At 62.2% G+C, this 19,272-nt stretch carries 15 protein-coding genes and 1 tRNA gene; 9 read left to right on the top strand and 7 right to left on the bottom strand.

Going from position 1 to position 19,272, the window contains the following annotated elements:
• Positions 1–33: 33 nt before the first annotated feature.
• Positions 34–783 carry a VC0807 family protein gene (locus GXH28_RS10640; RefSeq protein WP_169239007.1) on the bottom strand — a complete coding sequence of 250 codons (750 nt, stop codon included), beginning with the start codon at positions 781–783 and terminating at the stop codon, positions 34–36.
• A 64-nt stretch (positions 784–847) separates the two neighbouring features.
• Between GXH28_RS10640 and GXH28_RS10635 the strand changes: the two genes are divergently transcribed.
• A complete protein-coding gene (locus tag GXH28_RS10635; RefSeq protein ID WP_169239006.1) occupies positions 848–2,494 on the top strand; it encodes an alpha/beta hydrolase family protein in 1,647 nt (548 codons plus the stop codon).
• A gap of 6 nt (positions 2,495–2,500) precedes the next feature.
• On the opposite strand, the gene GXH28_RS10630 is transcribed toward GXH28_RS10635, so the two are convergent.
• On the bottom strand, positions 2,501–2,986 hold the full coding sequence (locus tag GXH28_RS10630) for a protealysin inhibitor emfourin (RefSeq protein WP_169239005.1): 486 nt from the start codon (positions 2,984–2,986) through the stop codon (positions 2,501–2,503).
• 86 nt (positions 2,987–3,072) lie between these two features.
• Between GXH28_RS10630 and GXH28_RS16855 the strand changes: the two genes are divergently transcribed.
• Positions 3,073–4,125: a molybdopterin-dependent oxidoreductase gene (locus GXH28_RS16855; RefSeq protein WP_169239004.1), complete on the top strand. Its 1,053-nt coding sequence runs from the start codon at positions 3,073–3,075 to the stop codon at positions 4,123–4,125.
• A complete protein-coding gene (locus GXH28_RS16970) occupies positions 4,118–4,558 on the top strand; it encodes a DUF3253 domain-containing protein (protein WP_169239003.1) in 441 nt (146 codons plus the stop codon). The genes GXH28_RS16855 and GXH28_RS16970 overlap by 8 nt, the downstream gene beginning before the upstream one ends.
• On the opposite strand, the gene GXH28_RS10615 is transcribed toward GXH28_RS16970, so the two are convergent.
• From GXH28_RS10615 to GXH28_RS10605, 3 genes are all read right to left on the bottom strand, one after another.
• Positions 4,458–6,092 (bottom strand): sensor histidine kinase, encoded by a 1,635-nt coding sequence (locus GXH28_RS10615; protein WP_169239002.1) that lies wholly within the window; start codon positions 6,090–6,092, stop codon positions 4,458–4,460. The genes GXH28_RS16970 and GXH28_RS10615 overlap by 101 nt on opposite strands.
• A gap of 107 nt (positions 6,093–6,199) precedes the next feature.
• Positions 6,200–7,459 carry a PDZ domain-containing protein gene (locus GXH28_RS10610; protein WP_169239001.1) on the bottom strand — a complete coding sequence of 420 codons (1,260 nt, stop codon included), beginning with the start codon at positions 7,457–7,459 and terminating at the stop codon, positions 6,200–6,202.
• A gap of 118 nt (positions 7,460–7,577) precedes the next feature.
• Positions 7,578–8,285, bottom strand: a complete 708-nt coding sequence (locus tag GXH28_RS10605) for a response regulator transcription factor (RefSeq protein ID WP_169239000.1) — start codon at positions 8,283–8,285, stop codon at positions 7,578–7,580.
• A 340-nt stretch (positions 8,286–8,625) separates the two neighbouring features.
• On the opposite strand from GXH28_RS10605, the gene groES reads away from it, so the two are divergent.
• Both groES and groL read left to right on the top strand, forming a co-directional pair.
• Entirely contained in the window at positions 8,626–8,928 is a 303-nt protein-coding gene (gene groES / locus GXH28_RS10600; RefSeq protein WP_169238999.1) for a co-chaperone GroES, read from the top strand.
• 89 nt (positions 8,929–9,017) lie between these two features.
• The gene (gene groL, locus GXH28_RS10595; protein ID WP_169238998.1) at positions 9,018–10,652 is read left to right on the top strand and encodes a chaperonin GroEL; all 1,635 of its coding nucleotides are present in this window, start codon (positions 9,018–9,020) and stop codon (positions 10,650–10,652) included.
• 63 nt (positions 10,653–10,715) lie between these two features.
• Here groL and GXH28_RS10590 read toward each other — a convergent pair.
• Positions 10,716–10,802: transfer RNA gene (locus GXH28_RS10590), tRNA-Ser, on the bottom strand.
• A gap of 21 nt (positions 10,803–10,823) precedes the next feature.
• Between GXH28_RS10590 and GXH28_RS10585 the strand changes: the two genes are divergently transcribed.
• Both GXH28_RS10585 and GXH28_RS10580 read left to right on the top strand, forming a co-directional pair.
• Positions 10,824–11,525 carry a spheroidene monooxygenase gene (locus GXH28_RS10585; RefSeq protein ID WP_240550336.1) on the top strand — a complete coding sequence of 234 codons (702 nt, stop codon included), beginning with the start codon at positions 10,824–10,826 and terminating at the stop codon, positions 11,523–11,525.
• Positions 11,526–12,281: 756 nt separating this feature from the next.
• Positions 12,282–17,006, top strand: coding sequence for a glutamate synthase-related protein (locus GXH28_RS10580; RefSeq protein WP_169238997.1), 4,725 nt, complete (start codon positions 12,282–12,284; stop codon positions 17,004–17,006).
• Positions 17,007–17,070: 64 nt separating this feature from the next.
• On the opposite strand, the gene GXH28_RS16395 is transcribed toward GXH28_RS10580, so the two are convergent.
• Positions 17,071–17,922, bottom strand: coding sequence for a hypothetical protein (locus GXH28_RS16395; RefSeq protein ID WP_240550343.1), 852 nt, complete (start codon positions 17,920–17,922; stop codon positions 17,071–17,073).
• Between GXH28_RS16395 and GXH28_RS16390 the strand changes: the two genes are divergently transcribed.
• A complete protein-coding gene (locus GXH28_RS16390) occupies positions 17,833–18,483 on the top strand; it encodes an ABC transporter ATP-binding protein (RefSeq protein WP_240550340.1) in 651 nt (216 codons plus the stop codon). The genes GXH28_RS16395 and GXH28_RS16390 overlap by 90 nt on opposite strands.
• 8 nt (positions 18,484–18,491) lie before the next feature.
• Positions 18,492–19,272 (top strand): bifunctional hydroxymethylpyrimidine kinase/phosphomethylpyrimidine kinase (gene thiD, locus GXH28_RS10565; RefSeq protein ID WP_169238994.1); only part of this gene is annotated, 781 nt, incomplete at its 3' end.

Genomic DNA, 19,272 nt, shown 5'->3' with positions numbered 1-19,272 from the left:
GCTGCGCGTTGCGACGCGGCCGCCGACCACCTTTCATTCGGCCGCTTTGCCGGCCGTTTGCGCATCGGTGCGTTGCTCGGCAAGGCGCACCAGGTCCCAAAACTCGCTCTCGAACTGGCTCTTGCCTTCCTCGCTGGGCAACTCTTGAAATAGCGCGCGGTAAGCCAAATAGAACGCCGCAGCGAATACGACCAACGACGCCAGCGTGAAGGCGACGCGCGTGATCGCGTTCACTCCCGCCACCTGACTGTTGAACGTATCCGTGCCGAACGGCGCGGTCACGATGTTCGCGTTGAGCAGAAAGTTGGCGACGCCGAGCGCTGCGTTCATCCCACCGACGAGCGCCGTCGCGGTGACTAGGCCGCGTCTCACTTTGGGTTTGGCGATCAGCGAGCGCCATGCGCTGTCTTTCTTGGGCGTGTCGGGTTGCAAGACCTGCGCGATGAAGAATTGGAACATCGGCTTGCCGATGGCGATCGAGCCGAAGAATAGGACTACGGCGCCGATTAGGCCGGCGGTGTCCTTCAGCGCGTAGCGCCAGCCATCTACGAACCAAAATGCCAGCACGCCGTTCATGATCGCCGTGAGCGCGACGTAGGTCGCGATGGCGTTGAAGCGCCGGCTGATGAGGAACGTATCGGCCAGCACGTAAGCGACCGGCACCAGCGCGGCGATCACATAAGCCACCGGCGCGCCGAGCGGCCTGGTGAGGTTGTTCAGGATAAGAATGGGGATGATGGCCCCCATCACGATGTCGAGCAGCAGCTTCGTCCAGCCTTTCATGAACGCTGATTATCCCCGAGTGTCCGCTTATCCTCCGCTCACGTGCCTGCATATACTGCCGCGCATGTCTCGCGTCGTTCGACTGATCATCCCGGCAGGAGTTGCTGCGGTGCTGGCAGCCCTTGCGATTTTCAACCTGGCTCAGGCTGACCGCGGCATAGCGCGTCTGGCGCGCGACGTGGACGGCGTGCCGATGACGCTCTTCCTGCCTGCCGACTCGACACCGCACCCTCAAAGCGCGAGACGCCCCGCCGTCCTGGTCGTGCACGGCTTTAGCGGCAACCGCCAGTTGATGTACGGTTTCGGCTACACGTTGGCGAAGAATGACTACGTCGCGGCGCTGATTGACTTCGCCGGTCACGGCGCCAGCCTAGATCGCCTGCCGGATTCGTCTGCCGGCGATGCGCAATATCAGAAGCTCGCCGCGAACATCGCAACGGCGCGGGCGCACCTGCGCGCGCAACCGTTCGTTGATCCTGAGCGCGTGGCGATCCTGGGCCACTCGATGGGCGCAAGCGCCGTCTCACGCTACGGCAGCACGCACGGCGATGTGCCGGTCACGATTGCGCTGTCGCTGGGCAACTTCGGTCGTCAATTGCCCAACGACCCCAGCCGTCCGCGCAACTTCCTGATCCTGGTCGGCGCCAACGAGTTCGCCGGTTTCCTCCAGGGCAGCACCGCCGGCCTCACCGCAGCCTACCCCGACGGCGTGCCCGGCGTCACTTACGGCAGCTTCGCCGACGGCACAGCGCGTCGGCTGATCTATGCGCCCGGCGTAGAGCATATCAGCATCCTCTTCAGCCACGACGTCTATCGTGAGGTGGTGCGCTGGCTCGATCAGGCGTTCGCCATCGGCGCGCCGGATCGCCCGGTCGAGGCCGATTCGCGCATCGGCTGGGTGCTGTTGCTCTATCTGGCGGCGGCCATGGGTTTTCGACCGCTCGCGGCGCTCCTGCTACGCGACCGCGCGGCCAACGCAACGACGGCGCGCTGCGCAGCCTCCGGCCGGTTTGTCATCCTCAGCGCACTGGTTGCGGCGGTCGTCGCGCCGGTTGTTTTGCAATTCGGCGACGTGCTCTATCGCTGGATGCCCCTTACGGTTGGCAACTACGTGGGCATCTACTTCCTGATCTACGGGCTCATCGTCGGCGGCGCGTATCTTGCATTGCAGCGGCGCCAGGCGCCCGCGGCTCAGCCCGCGGCAGCCGAGCAGGGGGAACCCGCTGCGCCGGCGTCGCTCGGCGTCGTTAACGCTGCGTCGTCCGATTTCGCGCTCAAGCCTGCCCTGGCAACCCTCGCGCTGACGGCTTATGCGCTCGTCACGTTTGGGCTCACGGCGCACCTCACGTGGACCAACTTCGCGCTGGTGGGGGATCGCGCGTGGATTGCGGGAGCGTTATTTGCTTGTTGCTTCGTCTTCTTTTTGGCCGACGAGTGGATGGTCGCCCGTGCATCGCGCCGCGCTCGCGCCGGCCTCTACGCGCTGACCAAACTGATCGTCATCATCAGCCTGATCGCCTCGGTCGGCTTGTTCGGCGCGCCGGGCTTCTTGCTTTTGCTCGCGCCGGTGATCGCCGTGCTGTTCCTGTGGCATGGCCTCTATTCGCATTGGTTGTTCGGCATGGCGCGCCAGCCGTGGATCGCCGCCATCCTCAACGCGGCAGTATTGGCTTGGGTCATTGCAGCGACATTTGCAGTTGTGCAATATTGACCGGATTCATGGTTCCAGCGCTGAGACAAACTCGCGGAGCGCGCCGACGACCCGCTGCGCCTGCTCCGGCAGTTGACCGCCGTTCAGCATCCTGACGCGCTTCGCACGTTGACCGTCGTTGACCGTGATCGAATAAGCGAAGCAGTCCGCGCATGCGATGTCCTCGTAGGTTTCGTCCAGCTCGAAGAAGCCGGCGGCCGTGAGTTCGGCCAGCAACTGCGCCACCTGCGCCGGCGGCAGGGCATACGTCTTGCCGTTGTGATCCATCACGCTGCCGTCGCCGCGGATGACCCACGATCGTTCGATGCCGCCGATGCCGCCGCTGATCTGGAAGGCGATCTCGATTTCGGACTCGGCAGACGCTCGGGTGGCAGCCGGCGGTGGTGCAGCGGGGGTGCGAGCGGGTCGCGGGGGCGGTGCTACTGCGCAGCCGGCAAGCCATGCAATCAGGCAGAGCACGGCTAGCCCACGCCGGCCCCAACAGGTGAACACGACGCAGATTCTACAACAGAGCGCCGAGCTGCGCGCGATGTCCGCTGTTTCAGTTCCTTCTCATCCTGGCTCGCTAGCATGGCGTTGTGCGCCCACGCCTGGTGGATTGGACTTTGTTCGCCCTGGCGACGTTTGCCGCCGGCAGCGGTTTCGGCGCGTGGGTGTTGCTCGACGCGCAGGCGGCGCCGGTCATCGCCGTCCATGCTGCCGTCGGGCTTGTGATCCTCGTCCCACTGGCGTGGAAGTTCCGCCGCGTGCGGCCGCGCGTGACACACGCCGGCGCCTGGGACTGGAAGACGCCGCTCTCCATCTTGACCGCGATGGCTGCCGTCGGCTCGGCCGTCACCGGCATCCTCTGGACCCATGCGCAAGCGCCGGTCGGCTACCCGAACGGCATGCACCTGCACATCGTCCTGGGCATCGCGCTGATGGTGTTGCTTGGCGGTCACGTCGTCTTGCGCTTCCGGCGGCCGACGCAGCGCGACTTGCCGAACCGACGCGACGCGCTGCGCTGGCTGGGCATGCTCGGCCTGGGTGCGCTGGCGCTTCCGGTGCAGCGCGTCATCAATGACGCGCTCGAACTGCCCGGCGCCCAGCGTCGCTTCTCCGGCTCGCGCAGCGCGGGCGACGACACCGGCCCGGCCATGCCGGTCACGAATTGGATGTTTGACCGTCCGACGCCGGTGGATACAGCGATGTGGCGCTTGATGGTGCACGGCGCAGTGGAACATCCACTCGCCCTGCGGCTGAGCGACCTGCGCCAGGATTACCCGGTTGCGACCCTGCGCGCGACGCTGGACTGCACCGGCGGCTGGCACAGCACACAAGATTGGCGCGGCGTGCGCGTGGGAGACTTGCTCGATCGCGCCGGCGCGCGCGCCGAAGCGCGCTTCGTCAGTTTTGTGTCGGTCACCGGCTATCGCTGGAGTCTGCCCCTGGCCGAAGCGCGCGAGGCGCTGCTGGCCACGCACTACGAAGATGCGCCGCTCGATCATTGGCACGGCGCCCCGCTGCGGCTGGTGGCGCCCGGCCGGCGCGGTTTCATGTGGGTGAAGTGGGTGCGCGAGGTCGTCGCATTGACCGAGCCGGATCTCGGCCGGTGGATCGCCATTTTCACCAGTGGGTTCAGTGATGGCTAAGCCGGCCCGGACGCGGGCAAAAGATCCCCCTATTGAGCAGAGGCCCGCAAAGGCGGGCGAGGACACGGCCTTCCCCCACCTGGAGCTAACCGCCATCATCCTGCGATTGCTTCGGGCGCGCGGGCCAGGTAAGACGATCTGCCCTTCCGAGGCGGCGCGCGCCTATGCGCCGGATGATTGGCGCAGGCAGATGCCGGCGGTGCGCCAGGCCGCGCTCGATCTGGCCGACGCCGGTCAGATCGTCGTCCTACAGCGCGGCAGGGAAGTGGATGGCCGTTCGGCCAGAGGCCCGATTCGACTCGCCTTGCGAGACTCAGGGTGTCCGTGGGAGACTACTCCACAGTCATCGGCAGCGCGATGCCGAATGTGCTACCCGCGCCAGGGGCGCTCTCGACGAACGCCGCGCCGCCGTGCGCCTGGGCGACGCTCTTGACGATGGCCAGGCCGAGGCCGCTGCCCTCGGCATGGTGATGCTTGCCTCGATAGAAGCGCTCGAAGACATGCGGCTGGTCCTCGGGCGCGACGCCGATGCCGGTGTCGCGCACCAGCAAGCGGGCGTGGCCGCCCGCGACCTCCGCGCATACCTCCACGCGCCCGCCGGCCGGCGTGAACTTGAGCGCGTTCTCGATCAAATTCGACAGGGCGATCTCGATGCGCGCGCGGTCGCAGCGGACGACGAGCGGCGCGGGCGTGGGATGCACGACCAGGCGGATCCCTTTCTGTTCAGCCGCCTGCGCGAACGGCTGAGCAGCCGACGCGAGCAACTCCGCAACGTCGTGCTCGGCAAGTTCCAGTTGGGCAATGCCGGCGTCCAGGCGAGATAGATCGAGCAGGTTGCGCGTGATCCACTCCAGTCGGGTGAGCTGCGTCGCGTTTTGCGTCAGGAACTCTGCGCGAATGTTCGGATCGTCGCCAGCCGGGCCTTGTAGCAGCTCGTTAGCCATCTTCAGCGCGGTGATCGGCGTGCGCAACTCGTGTGACGCATCGGCGATGAAGCGACGAAGGGCGTCGCGTTCTGCCGAGAGCGCCTGGAAGCTGGATTCCAGCTTGGCCGCCATGTCGTTGAAGCGGACGGCCAGTTGCTCGATCTCATCGCGCGGCCGGCCCTGGGCGCGCAGCGGCGCGCGGGCCGAGAAGTCGCCTTGCGCCATGCGCGCGGCGGCCGCGGTCAGGTCGAGCAGTGGCGCCGACAAGCTGCGACTGACCCACAGGCCAGCCAGCACGGCCAGCAGCGTCGCACCCAACGCGGCGAGCATGAAAGCGCGCTGCGCTGTTTGCAGCGTGGCCGCGTTGAGCGCTGAGGCACTGCTCAGCTCGACATAGCCGATGATTGCGTTGCCCAGCTCGACCGGCACACGCACCTGTGCGCGCGTCGCCTCGGCGAGCGCCGGCGCTGCCGGTTGCGTCGGCAGCGGTTCGGCCTGCTTGCGCAGCTCGGAGAAGATGAATTGATCGCCGTAGGGGCTGGGTAAGCGCTCGACGACCATGATCTGCGCGTTCGGCGACGTCTCGCTCACGCCCAGCACCTCGAGCAGGCGCGCTTCAAATTCGGGATAGGTCATCCGCCGCGAGAACAACCCGGCGATGATCCAGGGCGATGGCCTGTCGGCGCCAACGAAGTCGGGGCGATTGGGTGGGGCAATCCACATCAGGCGATCCGCTGCGCCGCGCGGGCCGGAATCCACCAGCAGGTTGCCGTCGGCGTCCAGGATGCGCACCTGCACATTGCCGAGGAAGGCCGCCATGTCGGCCAGTTGTTGCAGGCGATACAGGTCGGACACGGGCTGAATCGAACGCGCTGCCTGGCGTGCGATGGCTTGCGCGTTCATCGTCAGCAGCTCGGTCTCGCGCTGCGCCAGGTTGCCGCGGATCAGCTCGAGCGCCAGCGCCCCTACGACGCTCACCGTGAGCGCGGCCAGCAGCGCATAACTCAACACTAACCGCCGACGAATCGAAAGTGCCCGCATCAGGTCATTCCTCTGCTGTTATGCGAATCCCCACAGGCGCCACGGGCCGCCGTAGTTCGTCGCGGCCCGTGGAAGAAATCATAAGCGAGTGCGGGGAGGCGCCCGGGCTATGCGTCGCGCCCGGTCGCATCCGGGGCTTGCGGCGGCAGCAACGGCGGCAACGGCAGATCATCGAAGTTGAACGGCAAGCGGAAGCCGGGGATGATCTCGAAGCCTTTCGGGCTATTCTCTTCGCCGTCGGGCAACAGGCGCTCAACGCGGAGGAATTGCCCAAGCGACACACCCATGTAGGCGGCACCGGCCTTGTCCGGGTTCTCGCCCAGCGTGACGGTGATCTCGACCGGCTTATCTTCTTGGCGGCGCTGTACGCTCAGCGTGATGCGGTCGCCGGGTTTGCTGGCGCGCACCAATTCGACCAGGTCTTGCGGTGACGTGATCGGCTTGTCGTTGGCCGCGAGAATCAGGTCGCCCCGCTTCAGGCCGGCCTTGTCCGCTGGGCTGCCGACCACGACTTCGTTGATCGTCACAGCGGCCCAAGTTTCGGTCGCTGGCGCGCGGTCGCGCGGCAGGACGGGTGGGAAGCGTCCGATGGCGTCGAAGGCCGGCGCGTAGCGAATGCCGAGGAAGGCCGCCCCTTTCTTCTGTGGGTTTTCACCCAACGTCACCTTCAACGTCTTTTCGGCATCGTCGCGTCGGAGGGTGAGCGTCACGGTGTCGCCGGGCTTGAAACGGGCGATTACGTCGGCCAGCGGGTTCTGCGCGTCCAGCCGGTTCTCGTTCACCGCGATGATGATGTCGCCGCGCCGCAGGCCGGCTTTGGCTGCCGGGCTGTTGGTGATCACCTCGGTGACGCGCACCTCGGATGAAAAGCGTGATAGCCATTCCTCCAGGCGCTTGCGCCACGCCTCCGGGTCGAACGGCAGCGGTCTAGGCGCTTGGTCGGGCGGGGCCGGCATGGCTTCGGCCCATGGTGATGGATCTTGGAGAGGCGTCACGCCCAGGATGGGGCGGCCGTCCGCCTCGCCCAGCTTAACCTGAACGGTCAACTCGCGGTCGCCGCGGGCGACGCGGATTTGCACTGTGTCGCCTGGCTTGTGGCCGGCCAGCGCGTCGCGCAGCGCCTGCGCGTCATTGACTTCAACGTCGTTGACCTTGAGGATGATGTCGCCGCGGCGCAGGCCAGCCTTCGCCGCTGGGCTGCCGCGTGGCACGGCGACGATGAGCACCCCTTTCTCCTCATCCTCCGCTTGCATCACAGCCGCAGCCGGCGTTTGAGCTGCGGCGATGTTCGATGCCGCCGCTGCGCCCACCAGGGCGATGACCAGAGCAGCGATCAAGCGCACCCCTTGCAACTTGCTTTTCGTCATATCGCTCATCTCCTGTTTCGCGTTTGATCTTCGGATGAGATTCTAGGGAGGAATGTTTGCGGCGCGTCGGTGCATTCGGTTAAGGTTTGGTAACGCGCACCGGATAGCCGGCGGCGATTTACGGCTCGAACTTGTAGCCGACGCCGCGCATCGTCACCAGCCAGCGCGGTTGAGCGGGGTCGTCTTCGAGCTTCTCGCGCAGGTGGCGGATGTGCACGTCCACGGTGCGGTCGTCGCCAATGCCGCTGCTGTAACCCCATACGGCTTCGATCAGTGCGCTGCGGCTGAATGGCCGGTGCGGGTGGGTAATCAGATAGCGCAGCAGCTTGAATTCGGTCGGCGTCAGGGGGATGGTCTTGTCGTCTCGTTCGACGACCAGACGCGCCAAGTCCACTTTGATGTTGCCGAAGATGATTTCCGAGGCGTCCGCGTCGTTGACGGCCAGCTCGCCGTATGTGCGGCGCAGGGCGGCGCGCACGCGCGAGATCAGCTCTCGCAGGCTGAACGGCTTGACGATGTAATCGTCGGCGCCCAATTCCAGACCGAGGACCTTGTCTACTTCCTCGTCGCGCGCGGTGACCATCAGGATCGGTTGGCGTTTGCCCTCGGCGCGCAGTTGCCGACACACGTCGAAGCCGCTCATGCCCGGCAACCGCGCGTCCAACAAGATCAGGTGAATGATTTGCTTGCGCACGACTTCCAGCGCCGCCTCGCCGGTCTCGACCACGGTGACGGCGAAACCTTCCTGCTTCAGGGCAAATTCCAGGCCGCGCGAGATCGCGCGGTCATCCTCGACGACGAGGATATGATGAGATATCTCGTTCATGAGCAGCCAGATGATAGAAGCGTAGGATAAGAGGATGAATAGCGCGCGTTTCCGGTCGGCCAATTGTCCGGCGCTGCGCGCGGCGAGGGCGGCTTGAATCTACTCATGCGCGGAGCGATGCCAAACCGCTTCGGCATTGCGCGGCGCTCCTAGGGTAACATTGCGCCGTGTCCGGGGGGCTTGACACTCTCACCCTGAGTGTGCTAACATTGCCCTCGGCGTTAGCACTACTAAGGCTTGAGTGCTAAGTGCTGACACTCATCTAACACTCTTGTAGCAGACTGCTCGCCAGTCAAACAAATTTCCAGGAGGGAAAGCAATGGCGAAGAAAGACTCAGTTATGACAAAACTCAACATTCGCCCTTTGGCCGACCGCGTTGTGGTTGAGCCGATGGAGGAAGAAGAAGTGACGTTTGCCGGCGGCAAGCTGGTGCTGCCAGAGACGGCCAAGGAAAAGCCCCAGAAAGGCGTTGTGCTGGCTGCCGGCCCTGGCCGCAAGGACGATGACGGCAAGCTGGTCCCCATGGACGTTAAGGTAGGTGATCAGGTGCTCTACGCGAAATACGCCGGCACCGAGATCAAAATCGAAGGCAAGAAATACCTCATTCTCAAGGAGAACGACATCCTCGCAGTTGTGGAGTAATTCGTAGGCTGTAATCGGCGGTCGTCCGTGATGCGCCGGTTACCCCTCACCGATTACTGAATCACCAACTGATTTAGGGAGAGATCGAGATGGCAAAGCAACTGATTTTCAACGAAGAAGCTCGCCGCAGCCTGAAGCGCGGTGTGGACACCCTGGCGGCAGCCGTGGCTACTACCCTCGGCCCGAAGGGCCGCAACGTGGCGCTTGACAAGAAGTATGGTGCGCCGACCGTCACCCACGACGGCGTGACTGTGGCTAAGGAGATTGAGCTGGCCGACCCGTATGAGAACATGGGCGCGCAGCTCCTAAAGGAAGCAGCGACCAAGACCAACGACATCGCCGGCGACGGCACCACTACGGCGACTGTGCTCGCCCAGATCATCGTGCATGAGGGCTTGAAGAACGTCGCTGCCGGCGCAAATCCGATGCTCATCAAGCACGGCATCGAGAAAGGCGTTGAGGCCGTGGTCGAGTACCTCAAGGAGATGGCCGTCGAGGTGAACAAGAAGGACCAGATCGCCCAGGTGGCCACCATTAGCGCGCAAGACCCTGAGATCGGCAATCTGATCGCCGAAGTGATGGAGAAGGTCGGCAAGGATGGCGTGATCACGGTCGAGGAGAGCAAGTCGCTCAACTTCGAGACCGAATACGTCGAGGGCATGGAGTTCGACCGTGGCTACATCTCCCCCTACTTCATCACCAACCCGGAGCGCATGGAGGCGGAGATCAAGGATCCGTACATCCTGATTCACGACAAGAAGATCAGCGCGGCTGCCGACATCATCCCGTTGCTGGAGCGACTGGTGCAGCGCGGCAAGCGCGACCTGGTGATCATCGCCGAGGATGTGGACGGCGAGGCGCTGGCTACGCTGGTGCTGAACAAGCTGCGCGGCATGTTGAACGTGCTGGCCGTCAAGGCGCCTGGCTTCGGTGACCGCCGCAAGGCGATGCTGCAAGACATCGCCATCCTCACCGGCGGCCAGGTCATCACCGAGGAGATGGGCCGCAAGCTGGAAGGCGTGCAGATCGAGGACCTTGGCCGTGCGGATCGCGTGGTGAGCACCAAGGACGACACCACCATCATCGGCGGCAAGGGCGATGAGAAGCGCATCAAGGCCCGCATCGAGGAGATCCGCGTCGAGATCGAGAAGAGCACCAGCGACTACGATAAGGAGAAGCTGAACGAGCGCCTGGCCAAGCTGGCCGGCGGCGTGGCGGTCATCCGCGTCGGCGCGGCCACCGAGACCGAGCTGAAGGAGAAGAAGCATCGCGTCGAGGATGCGCTCTCGGCCACCCGCGCGGCGGTTGAAGAGGGCATCGTGCCCGGCGGCGGCGTGGCGCTGCTGCGCGCCGTGAGCGCCCTGGATAACGTCAAGATGCAGCACGAGGATGAGCAGGTCGGTGTGAACATCCTGCGCCGTGCGCTCGAAGAGCCGATCCGCCGCATCGTGGCCAACGCCGGCATGGATGGCAGCGTCGTCGTGCAGCAGGTGCGCGCGATGAGCAAGGAGAAGAAGTTCTTCGGCTACGACGTCATCGCCGGCGACTATGTGGATATGCTCAAGGCGGGCATCATTGACCCGGCCAAGGTGACCAAGGGCGCGCTGCAGAATGCGGCCTCGATCGCCAGCATGATCCTGACCACTGAAGCGCTGGTGACGGACATCCCGGAGAAGGAGAAGACCCCGGCCACACCTTCGAGCGGGATGGGCGGCGACTTCTAAGCGCGAGAACCAGGTTAAAAACAAGAACCAGGCTTCGCCAGAAGCCTGGTTTCGCTTTTCCAGCGGAGAGGACAGGATTTGAACCTGCGAGGCCTTTCGGCCCACGCGCTCTCCAGGCGCGCGCATTAGACCGGGCTATGCTACCTCTCCGTGGGGGGATAATTTTACACGATGTGTTCGCTCACATCGCTCACCCTAATGCGGTTCACCGGCGCGGCGCGCATTTGGATGATGACCCAAATGGCGTTCGCGCGTCCGGCGTTGCGCCGCATCCCCGGACTGCGTTTTTGGAAGCTGCTCGGCGTCGGCGATGGCTTTAGCCTGCGCCCCGACCTCGGCGCCTATGGCTTGCTGGCGGTGTGGGCATCGTCTGAATGCGCGGATGCATTCTTCGACGGCGCGCCGGTGATGCGTCGCTTTCGTCGCCACGCCGACGAAGTGTGGACTGTGCGCATGGTCGTGATTCAGTCGCGTGGTGCTTGGTCGGGCATCAACCCCTTTCGGCCGGTTGCCTCACCGGATGGTGGGCCGCTCTGTGTGCTGACGCGCGCCACCATCCGATGGCGCCGTTTGGCCGCGTTCTGGTCGCACGTGCCCGATATAAACCGAACGCTCGTCGGCGTGCCTGGCCTGGTGTTGTCCGTCGGCATCGGCGAGGCGCCGGTGGCGCGCCAGGCGACCTTCAGCCTGTGGCGTTCGGATGCCGACATGCGCGCGTTTGCCTATCGCCAGCCAGCGCATGCCGAAGCGATCCGGTGCGCGCGCAACGAATCGTGGTACGCCGAAGACCTCTTCGTGCGCTTCAAACCGCTCTCGGCCGAGGGAACTTGGCGCAGTGATGAGCCGCTGGCGCGAGCGCGTGATGCTGAATGATCGCACGTTGTGGCGCCGGCTCGGCGGCCGGCGATTGTCAGGGGCGCCGGGCCGATTTTGCGTAGGGGACGCGCTTGCCCTTCGCTCCGACGCGCCAGTGCGTTGCAGATGGTTATCCCACATCGCGTGTGGGATATCGTGTGGGATATTGGCGCTGAGAGCCCTGAGAGCGGTGACTGTCACACGGCGGGTGTAATCTCGTCCTTGCAAGTGACGCGCTGGGATACCTAAGCGGATCGTACCGCGTGCTCAACGCGCAGTTGCAACTTCAACTGCCCGCGGTTGACCGCGCGCCTCACGGGCGCCCCCACAACGCCCCTTCCGCAGCGCACCCGCGTTCCGGCGCTGAGGCAGCGCGCGGGCCTGTTGCGTGTCCTGACCTGAGCAACTTGCCCAAAACTCATGTGACGGATGCCACTGAGCGCACGAGCGAGCGCGGTCTCTTGACAACGCGAGGTTATCGCGTATGCTTTTGTAAAACACTTAGTGTATGAACGCCACGAAGCGGTTCATCCGGCTGTCGCTCATCGAACGCGGGTGACGGCTGTTTCGCATGTTTGCGACTCGCGTGCGTCATCCACAGTTTGGCTCGCGGGGATATGGCCGAACTGTTAGCACTGCGGACTTCAGCATAGCGTGTCTATGTGTGACACAAGCGAGGGAGCGGCGCAAACGTCGCTCTTTTTGTTATCGCAGAGGGAACCAGGGATGGACAATCAGGGTGATCAGTGTACGTCGTGTAGACGCCCATACGCAATGGGGGGCGACCGTCAGGGAGCATGTGCGCCGCTTTACGATGCGCGCTTCGAGCACGACGCGTGCGGCATTGGCTTCCTGGCCGATCTCTCCGGCCGCCCGACTCACAAGATTCTGGATGATGGATTGAAGTGTCTGGAGCGCCTGGCGCATCGCGGCGCGCTGGACGCCGACGGCAAGAGCGGCGACGGCGCCGGTGTGCTGTGCTCACTCCCCAGCACGCTCATCAATCGCGAACTGGAGCGCATCGGTCAGCAGGCGCATCGCCCCGGCGACGTGGCCGTGGGCATGATGTTCCTCCCGCGCGATGCAAACGCCAACGCGCGCACGAGAGAAATCATCGCGGCGGAGCTGGAGCGGCGCGAGCTTCAGGTGCTGATGTGGCGCACCGTGATGCACGAACCCAATGTGCTGGGCAAGCGCGCGTTGGAGATGCTGCCCGACATCCAACAAGTCATCGTTGAGCGCCCTTATGGCTTCCGCACCGAACTTGAGTTCGATCAACAGCTCTACCTGGTGCGGCGCCGCATCGAAAACGCCGTTCAGGCTGCCGGCATCGAGGGTTTTTACATCTGTTCGTTCTCGTGCCGGACGCTGGTGTACAAAGCGCTCGTTTCGGCCACGCAACTGCGCCGCTTCTACATTGACCTCAACGATCCCGACTTCAAGGTCTCGCACGTGATCTTTCACCAACGCTACTCGACCAACACCTTTCCCAGTTGGGAGAAGGCGCAGCCGTTCCGTTTCCTGTGCCACAACGGCGAGATCAACACCGTGGAAGGCAATCAGAACTGGATGCGCGCGCGCGAGCCGGAGCTGAACTCGCCGATCTGGGGCAGCGAGATTGAGCACCTCAAACCGATCGTGGACGTGACCAGCAGCGACACCGGCCGGCTGGATAACGTGATCGAGTTGCTCACCCTGGGCGGGCGAGACATTCGCCATGCGGTCAAGATGTGCATTCCGCAAGCGTGGGAGAAGGATCCCGACCTCTCGCCGGCGGTGAAAGGTTTCTTCCGCTACCATGCCGCGCTCATGGAGCCGTGGGATGGCCCGGCCTCCATCGTCTTTAGCGATGGGACGCTGATTGGTTTGGCGCTCGATCGCAACGGCCTGCGCCCGGCGCGCTACTTGCAGACCAAGGATGGGCTGGTCTACGCTGGCAGCGAAATCGGCGCGCTGGATGTGGAGCCGGAGCGCATCCTCGTCAACGGCAAACTGGGCCCCGGCCAAATGATCTGCGCCGATTTACAAGCGCGCCGGTTGTTCACCAACGATGAAATCCTCAAGGGGCTTGCCTCGCGAAAGCCGTATCGCGAATGGGCTTCGCGCCAGCGCGTGCGCCTGGAGGAAGTGGCGCAGATTGTGATCGAACAGCCCGTGGTCAACTCCGACGCGCTGCTCGTCAAACAAGCGCAGTTCGGTTGGACCAGCGAAGAGCTGACGTTGGTGATCAAGACCATGTTCGAGGACGGCACTGAGCCGGTTGGCTCGATGGGCGATGACACACCGCACGCGGTGCTTTCACCCAAGCCGCGTCCGCTGTTCAACTACTTCAAGCAGCGCTTTGCCGAGGTGACGAACCCGCCGATTGACCACTTGCGCGAGGACCAGGTGATGAGCCTGCGCGTGCTGCTGGGCCGGCGCGGCAACCTGCTGGCCGAGACCGAAGAGCTGGCTCACCTCGTCCGGTTGAACAGCCCGGTGCTTTCCAACGAGGAGCTTAAGGCGCTGCAGAACCTGGACGACCCCGCGTTCCAGTCAGTGGTGCTGGATGCGACCTTTCCTGTGCCGACGCTCGCCCCCCCTGTTCTCGCTCTTGACGCGGAATTGGAGAGTCGGGAGTGTGCGCTGGAGCGTGCGGTGCGCAAGCTATGCGACGACGCCGAACGCGCCGTCCAGTTTGGCGCCAGCATCCTGATCCTGAGTGATAAGAAGACCGGCCCCCAGCGCGCCGTTATCCCGGCTTTGTTGGCCGTAGGCGCAGTGCACCACCACCTTATGCGCCGAGGGCTGCGCAGCCGGGCCAGCTTAGTTGTGGAGAGTGGGGAGGCGCGCGAAGTGCATCACTTCGCTGTGCTGCTCGGCTATGGCGCCAGCGCGATCAACCCCTACTTGGCGCTGGATACGGCGCGCGAAGCGGTGCAACGCGGCCGGGTGCGCGATAAGTCGTTGAGCGAAAGCGAGGTAGTCAGGCGCTACATCAAGGCCGTCGAAAAGGGCATCCTGAAAGTCATGTCCAAGATGGGCATCGCGAGCGTGGATGCCTACACCGGCGCGCAGATCTTTGAAGCAGTCGGCCTGGCACCCGAGCTGATCGAAGTATGCTTTACCGGCACGCCATCGCGCATCGGTGGCATTGGCTTCGACGAGATCGAGCAGGTCGTGCTGCAGTGGCACGCCAACGCCTATCGGCGAATTGAGAATGAAGAATTGAGAATTGAGAATGGAAGCACGCCTGCAAATGCTAATTCCGAGTTCTCAATTCTCAATTCTCAATTGAAACTGGATCATCCCGGCTTCTATAAGGAACGCGCCGGTGGTGAGCCGCATGGGTACTCGCAGAAAGCGGTGCATGCCCTTCAGAAAGCCGTGCGCCTGGGCAACATCTTCGACTACACCGGCGAGACCGAGCAGGTCACCGGCATCGCACGCACAAAGGTCAAGACCTTCACGCTCAACGGCAATTTCCAGCGGGGTTATGCGCTGTATAAGGAATTCGCCAACCTGTTCGAGCCGAACGGCCAGCCGATCGAGCCGCGCGATTTGATGGCGATTCGCTCCGATCGCGCGCCGATTCCAATTGACGAAGTCGAGCCGCTCAGCAGCATCCTGGCGCGCTTCAGCACGGCGGCGATGTCCCTCGGTGCGCTCTCGCCGGAGGCGCACGAGACGCTGGCGATTGCCATGACGCGGCTGGGCGGTCTCAGCAACAGCGGTGAGGGCGGCGAAGAAGCGCGGCGCTTCATGGAGGAGGGCAACAGCGGCATCAAGCAGGTGGCATCCGGCCGCTTTGGCGTAACGCCGGCCTATCTGCTGAGCGCTGCTGAGTTGCAGATCAAAATGGCGCAAGGCAGTAAGCCCGGTGAGGGTGGCCAGATCCCTGGCCACAAGGTGACCGCGCTGATCGCCCGCGTGCGTCACACCGTGCCCGGCGTGGCGCTGATCTCGCCGCCCCCCCACCATGACATTTACTCGATTGAGGACCTGGCGCAGCTCATCTACGATCTGAAGCAGATCAACCCAGACGCCAAAGTGAGCGTGAAGCTGGTGGCCCAAGCCGGCGTAGGCACCATCGCGGCTGGCGTCGTCAAAGCGATGGCCGATATTGTGCTGATCAGCGGCCACAGCGGCGGCACGGGCGCATCGCCGCTGAGTTCGATCAAGAACGCCGGGATGCCCTGGGAGATCGGTTTGGCCGAGACGCAGCAGACGCTGCTGGAGAATAACCTGCGCAGCCGCGTGCGCCTGCGCGCCGACGGCGGCCTGCGCACCGGGCGCGACGTGATTATCGCGGCGTTGCTGGGCGCGGACGAGTATTCGTTTGGCACCGCCGCGCTCATCGCCGAAGGCTGCATCATGGCGCGGGTGTGTCACCTGAATACCTGTCCGACGGGCGTGGCGACCCAGAAGCCGGAGTTGCGCCTCAAGTTTGAGGGCAAGCCGGAGCACGTCATGGCGTATCTGCTGTATGTCGCGCAGGACGTGCGCGAGCGTCTGGCGCAGATGGGCTATCGCTCGCTCGACGAGATCATCGGCCGCTCCGACCTGATCGCTAAGCGCTCGCCCTCGTCGCACGAAGCGCTGCCGGTGCGCCACCGCGAGGAGATGCTCACTCTGCGCAGCCTGAACGTTGTGCCGCCGAGGGATCGCCCGCTGCGCCACAGCGAGCCGGCGCCGCAATATCCGCGCAATGCGCTAAACGAGATGATCGTGCAGGACGCGCGCACCGCCATTGACCAGCAGTGGCCGATCAAGCTGCATTACACCATCCGCAATCAGGATCGCAGCATCGGCGCGCGGTTGAGCGGCGAAATCACAAAGAAGTACTACGATGGCGGCCTGCCGCCCGGCACCGTCGAGATCAGCTTCCGAGGCTATGCCGGCCAAAGCTTCGGCGCATTCACCACCAACGGCATGCGCCTGCATTTAGTCGGCGCAGCCAACGACTACGTCGGCAAGGGCATGCGCGGCGGCGAAATCTCGATTCGTCCCTTCCCCGAAGTGACCTACGTCTGGGCGGATAACCATATCTTGGGGAACACGGCGCTCTATGGCGCGACGGGCGGCGCGCTGTTCGCCGCCGGACGCGCCGGCGAGCGCTTCGCGGTGCGCAACAGTGGCGCGTGCGGCGTCGTGGAAGGCGTGGGCGAGCATGCCTGCGAATACATGACCGCCGGGGTCGTCGTGGTGCTGGGGACGACCGGTCGAAACTTCGCTGCCGGCATGACCGGCGGCATGGCCTTCGTCTACGATCCCGACGGCACCTTCGTCAACCGTTGTAACACCGAGCTGGTGGATGTGGATCGTCTGACCCACCCCGGCATGAAGAAGCTGGTGAAGAGTCTGCTGCGCCGGCACTACGAGCTCACCAATAGCCCGCGCGCCCGCGAACTGCTGACCAATTGGGAAGAGGCGTCCCTGTCGTTCCGGCGCGTGCTGCCCAAGGATCGCGTTGCCGAAATTGAGGCCATCAACGAGTTCTCGGACTTTCAACAGACGTGATGCGCTTAGGGCAGGCCAGGGCATCGCCTTGGCTCGGCCCACCCAGCCTTACCTGAATCGGCGTTCAGCGGACGTAGATCGGATTGCTGTAAATCCAGCCGCGCCACCAGCCGCGAAAGAAGCGCCGCACTTCGACGCGATAAGCGCCCGGCGCGACGCTGGTGTACTCCAGCGACTTGCCCAGCTTCCTTGCTACGGTTCGCCCGTTGTGTTTCAGTGTGACGAAACCGATGCCTGGGCAGCGCACCTCAAAGCGCGTCGCGCCATGCCGATGCAACGTTTCACCCATCGTCGCTTGCGCTGCGCTGCTGCGCGCCGTGAACGTGAAGCCTCGGGCGCAGCCGGCCAGATCATACGCGACGAAGCAGCGCCCGGCTCGCAACGCGTCGTAGATCATGCGTTTATCTTGCGCAACGTCCTGCGTCAATGGCCGTTCGATGAGCAGGTGTGTGTTGATGCAACGAAACAAATAATCGTATGGGAAGATGATCTTCCGAATAGGGCCGATCTGGAAGGGCGCGCCATGCGCGTCGGCATTGCCGATGGCGACCACGCGTCGGCCGTTGCGCAGCAGCTCATCCCACTTGCGCAGCGTGGCTTTGAACGGGCCGCGGATCACCAGCGAAGGGAAGAACGCACCGAACAACGCAGCCGGCCAACTCCACAGCCGAGCCTTGAATTCGGCCATGTAGTTCCAGATCTCAATGCCGGTGTTGTCTTGCACATCCCAGTCCACCCAGGGGATGGCAGCGAAGTCGTCGCTCAGCGGACTACCATACTCAATTGGGTGTGCAAAGAACGTCAGTCCGCCGCGCTGAGCAATCTCATGCGTCAGCGTGTGCGGATTCGACGCGAGCGGGGCAACCTCTGCGTTGATGTTGTACTCTTTGGTTTCTATCCATACCAGAAAGGCCAAATTTTAATCGACGACATACCTATTGAAGAACATGACCTGGATTATCTAAGATCTCAGATGGGGCTTGTGCTTCAGGATGTATTTATATTTTCCGGTGAGTTAAAAAAGAATATTTCGCTTTTTAATGAAAAAATCACGGAAGAAAAAATATTGGAAGCATCAAGACATGTTTATGCAGACACATTTATTTCCCGACTTGAAAAAGGTTACGATACAATATTGGGTGAACGGGGGGCATCCTTATCCGTTGGCGAGAGACAACTTCTGTCTTTCGCCAGAGCCCTGGCTTTTGATCCTAAGATACTTATATTAGACGAAGCCACAGCAAATGTAGATTCTTATACAGAAAAGCTTATTCAGCAAGCGATTAAAAAAGTCCTCAAAGGAAGAACATCTATTGTAATTGCCCATAGGCTTTCCACTATTAAAGATGCCACAAAAATCATCGTTATATATGACGGAAAGATAATTGAGGAAGGAAACCATGAATCACTGATCCGAAAGAAAGGAATGTACTACCATCTATACATGTTACAATTCGCAAAATCTGAAATTGTATAGGGGGACATATGAAACCTTATAGGGGTATTGCTCTTACTATTGCTGGTAGTGATTCCAGTGGAGGTGCAGGCATTCAGGCTGACCTAAAAACTTTTGAAGCTTTTGACGTTTACGGAATGAGTGTCATAACAGCTTTAACTGCTCAAAACACCTTCGAAGTTACTGGAATATTTCCAGCTACTCCTGAGTTCGTAGAATTACAGATTAGAACCGTATTCGCAGATATAGTACCTGATGCCGTCAAAACGGGAATGCTTTTTAACACCGGAACAATCGAAGCCGTTGCCAGAACACTAAAAGAATTTGAAGTAAAAAATCTAGTTATTGATCCAGTGATGGTTGCAAAAAGTGGAGCCAAATTGTTGCAAGATGAAGCAATAAATGCATTAATATCTAAACTTCTGCCCATTTCTCTTGTAGTCACTCCAAATATTCCCGAAGCGGAGATAATAGCCAAAATTAAGATCAATACAAAAGATGACTTAATTAGAGCTGGAAAAGAAATACTGAAAAAAGGTCCTAAGTGGGTTTTGATGAAAGGAGGACATGCAGAAACGGAAGAGGCTATTGACTTATTAATATCAAATGGCAGTGTTCTAGAGTTTAGGGAAAAACGGATTCACACAAAGAATACCCATGGAACAGGCTGCACATTATCTTCAGCTATTACCGCCCTCCTTGCCATGGGATATGACGTGCCAGAAGCAACTTTATTTGCAAAAAAATATATCCAGAAAGCGCTAGAAAACGCTCCTGACCTGGGTAAGGGACACGGCCCACTACGTCACA

It is taken from the genome of Candidatus Roseilinea sp. NK_OTU-006, assembly GCF_012931985.1.
Taxonomy (GTDB): domain Bacteria; phylum Chloroflexota; class Anaerolineae; order J036; family Brachytrichaceae; genus JAAFGM01.
Note: the sequence above shows the minus strand (reverse complement) of the source record. Positions and strands in the feature narration are given on the sequence as shown.